Origin of the sequence: Halococcus sp. PRR34, assembly GCF_028617175.1 — an archaeon.
Lineage (GTDB): Archaea > Halobacteriota > Halobacteria > Halobacteriales > Halococcaceae > Halococcus > Halococcus salifodinae.
Genome location: NZ_JAQJDA010000053.1, coordinates 1 through 2,742, shown reverse-complemented (window position 1 = coordinate 2,742; position 2,742 = coordinate 1). Strand labels below are relative to the sequence as shown.

The following is a 2,742-nucleotide window of genomic DNA, read 5'->3' as shown; positions in this document are numbered from 1 at the left end:
GCGTTGACCGAGAGCTTCCGCCGGAGCGAGTCTTTCCCAGTCTTGACCGGAAAGACTGGCGGCGCAGTCTCACGAAGTACCCCGATCAGTTCCCCGTTGAAGGCAGCTCTATCGATGAGAATCTGCTTGGTCTCGAAGGGATAGGTCTCGACGCGGGCGAGCACGCGCTCGACCGCGTCGGCCTTGGTGTCCTCGCCAGCAACTGGCTCTATGGCGAGGGTCAGCGGCTTTCCCCGAGCAATGACGAAGGCTGTACAATAGCGGTGGCACTTCGTCGTTCCGTCACGGGCTTGCATCCTCCTGAACTCGTCTTCGTCCTCCGGGTGGCCGTGAAACGGATTGTCCATGAAGTCGATACAGACGGTTCTCGACCCGTCACGGTCGAGAACCGTCATCGCTACCAGCGCAAGAACGTCGTTCACAGCGTCCAGCATGGCGTGTTTCTCCAGGGTGTGGAGCCAGTCCATCACAGTCTTGCGGTTTGGCGTATCGGTGGTCTTCGTCGTGACCCCGTTGATCGATGTCGTTCCAACGGCGGCCCGAAGCACGACTTCCATGATCCCCTCGGGATCGAGGCCGGAGCCCTCGATCCCTTCCATCGGAATCAGCTCCAGCATCTCCAGAGCAAGAGATTTCAACTGGCCGTTCGAAAGGAACTCGTCCGGATCTGTGAGAACTTCCTTGAGCAAGGGTAGGTACATCACGAGAACATCCGGACAGCGGGTGAATCAGGTCACTGATTCATCCGCTTCATTCCTACAACGTATCAGCTATTGGGCTGTTGAGCCAAAGTGGACAACTAGCGAATATATACGCTTTCGTAAGCGGAAGTAGTGATTCAAGGCTTCAGTGGAGTACTGTTCGTGGACCCATTTGCCGTGATGAACACGATCGGACTGGTCGCGTTCGCACTCGTCGGGTCGGCGAAAGCGATCCGCGAGGAGTTCGATTTATTCGGGATTGCTGTCGTCGGCCTCGCGATGGCGTTTGCCGGCGGGGTGACGCGAGATCTCCTCGTGAATCGTGTTCCGTTGGCACTCCAGTCGCCGATCGAGATCAGCCTCGGACTGCTAGGTGTGAGCTTGGCGGTCGGACTGAGTGTAGCTTCAACTGTGAACTTGCGAATCTTTTTCGAGTTCGATCGGGTAGAGCTGGCGTAGCTTGATCCGTGCGTCGTCGGTCGTGAACTGCCAGTCGATGAATCGGTCAGCCGCGTTGCGATGCGCTTGCCACGCAGCGACCTCCGACCGGAGGGTCGCTGCGTGATAGATCCGGCGATCAAGACACTGGCGTTTGAGAACGCCCAGCTCGATTTCGGCCATGTTTAACCAACTTCCTTTCTTGGGAACGTAGTGGAACTCGAAGCGATCAAGGTACGATTGAGCCTCGTCTGGTGAGAAGAATTGGTAGAAGCCGGCGGGATTGTGCGTATTGAGGTTATCGACCACAACCCGGATGCAGTCCGCATCCGGGTAGTGGACATCAGCGAGTTCGACCATCCGATCGATCCACTCGGTGGTACGTCTCCGCTCGGTGATCTCAACGTTGACCCAGCCAGTCAACGGTTCCGTGGCGAGGTGAATCCGCTGTTTGCCGTTGCGTTCGTAGCGATGATCGATGCGTTCGACCGCTTCCGGTTTTGCCGGGAGCGGGTCGCGTTCATGGCCACGGAGCGCTTTGCTGGATTCGTCGAAGCAGATGACCGGACGCTTCTCGTCGTAGGGTTCTTGGTAGAGGTCGAGAACGTCTTCCATGTAGTAGACGAAGTCAGCGTTCTGTTTGGGCGGGATCGCCCAGTAATCAGAGAGATGGGGTTTGAGGGTGTTTTTTTAGACGCTGTCGGACGGTTTCGTGAGAGATCGACTCGAAGTCGATCTCGTCGAGGGTGACGAGTTCATCCGCCAGGAGGTGGAGTGACCAGCGAGCGTGTCCCTCGGGTGGTTCGCTGCACGCGAGTCGAATGAGGTGAGCTTCAGCTCTCCCGTCGAGTTTACGTTCATACTCGCGGTCGGGCTTGCGGCGATGAATCGCCGCGAGCCCTCGTTCAGCGTAGCTCTTCCGGGTGTTGTAGACGGTTTTCCTGTGGCAACCGACGTGCTCACTGATTGTGGAATCAGTGAGCCCGTCATCTGCTTTCAGAAGAATTCGTGCCCGCGTGTTATCCTCAGATCTTCGTTCGCCGGTTGAGATGAACCACTCCAGCGTTTTGCGGTCTTCATCAGAAAGGTCGACAACGTGTTTCTTCGCACCCATTCTGGGAGATACGCGCTCAAAGAAGATAAGCTGGTACGTTCAGCGTTGAAGCTACACTGAGCGAGTTCTACTGGCGGTTACGAGAGAAGAAGAACAAGCCGCACAAAGTAGCGATTGTGGCGACGGCGCGAAAGCTGCTGGTCTCGATCTATCACATGCTCATGAGAAAGGAGGTGTATGATCCACCCGGTGTGAGTTCGTGAGCGACGCCTGATCGGCGTCGCTCGCTGGCGAGCAGAGAAGCGTGATCAGCGACCGCTACCGCAGTAAGGATATCTCCCGCACCAAGGAGATGAGTGGAAGATCAGGTCACTTGCCTGTGGTTTTACGCGAATTAGATGTGAACGAAGACACCTACCCGAACAGCTATAGCAATAGCCGTAATTTGTTCGGCCAGCAGGATTCTCACAGATGTCTAGTTGAGAGCCTCCTCGATCGGCGTTCGTCCATCGAGCGCCTGATTCGGTCGGTCGTGATTGTAGTGGTGCC

Annotated in this window: 3 protein-coding genes and 3 pseudogenes; 3 read left to right on the top strand and 3 right to left on the bottom strand. The window is 56.5% G+C overall.

Annotated elements, in window-relative coordinates; translation table 11 throughout:
* Positions 1-701, bottom strand: a pseudogene (locus tag PHA81_RS20740) (ISH3 family transposase); the annotation flags it as partial.
* A 180-nt stretch (positions 702-881) separates the two neighbouring features.
* On the opposite strand from PHA81_RS20740, the pseudogene PHA81_RS20735 reads away from it, so the two are divergent.
* Positions 882-1,103: pseudogene (locus PHA81_RS20735) on the top strand (TRIC cation channel family protein); the annotation flags it as partial.
* Between the two features lie 3 nt (positions 1,104-1,106).
* On the opposite strand, the gene PHA81_RS20730 reads toward PHA81_RS20735, so the two are convergent.
* Together PHA81_RS20730 and PHA81_RS20725 are read right to left on the bottom strand one after the other, a co-directional pair.
* Entirely contained in the window at positions 1,107-1,790 is a 684-nt protein-coding gene (locus PHA81_RS20730) for an IS630 family transposase (RefSeq protein WP_273838778.1), read from the bottom strand.
* Between the two features lie 10 nt (positions 1,791-1,800).
* Complete coding sequence (locus tag PHA81_RS20725; RefSeq protein ID WP_273838776.1) at positions 1,801-2,253, bottom strand: helix-turn-helix domain-containing protein; 453 nt, start codon at positions 2,251-2,253, stop codon at positions 1,801-1,803.
* A 56-nt stretch (positions 2,254-2,309) separates the two neighbouring features.
* On the opposite strand from PHA81_RS20725, the pseudogene PHA81_RS20720 reads away from it, so the two are divergent.
* Together PHA81_RS20720 and PHA81_RS20715 are read left to right on the top strand one after the other, a co-directional pair.
* Positions 2,310-2,456, top strand: a pseudogene (locus tag PHA81_RS20720) (IS110 family transposase); the annotation flags it as partial.
* Between the two features lie 41 nt (positions 2,457-2,497).
* A partial coding sequence (locus tag PHA81_RS20715) for a hypothetical protein (RefSeq protein WP_273838774.1) occupies positions 2,498-2,742 on the top strand: 245 nt, incomplete at its 3' end.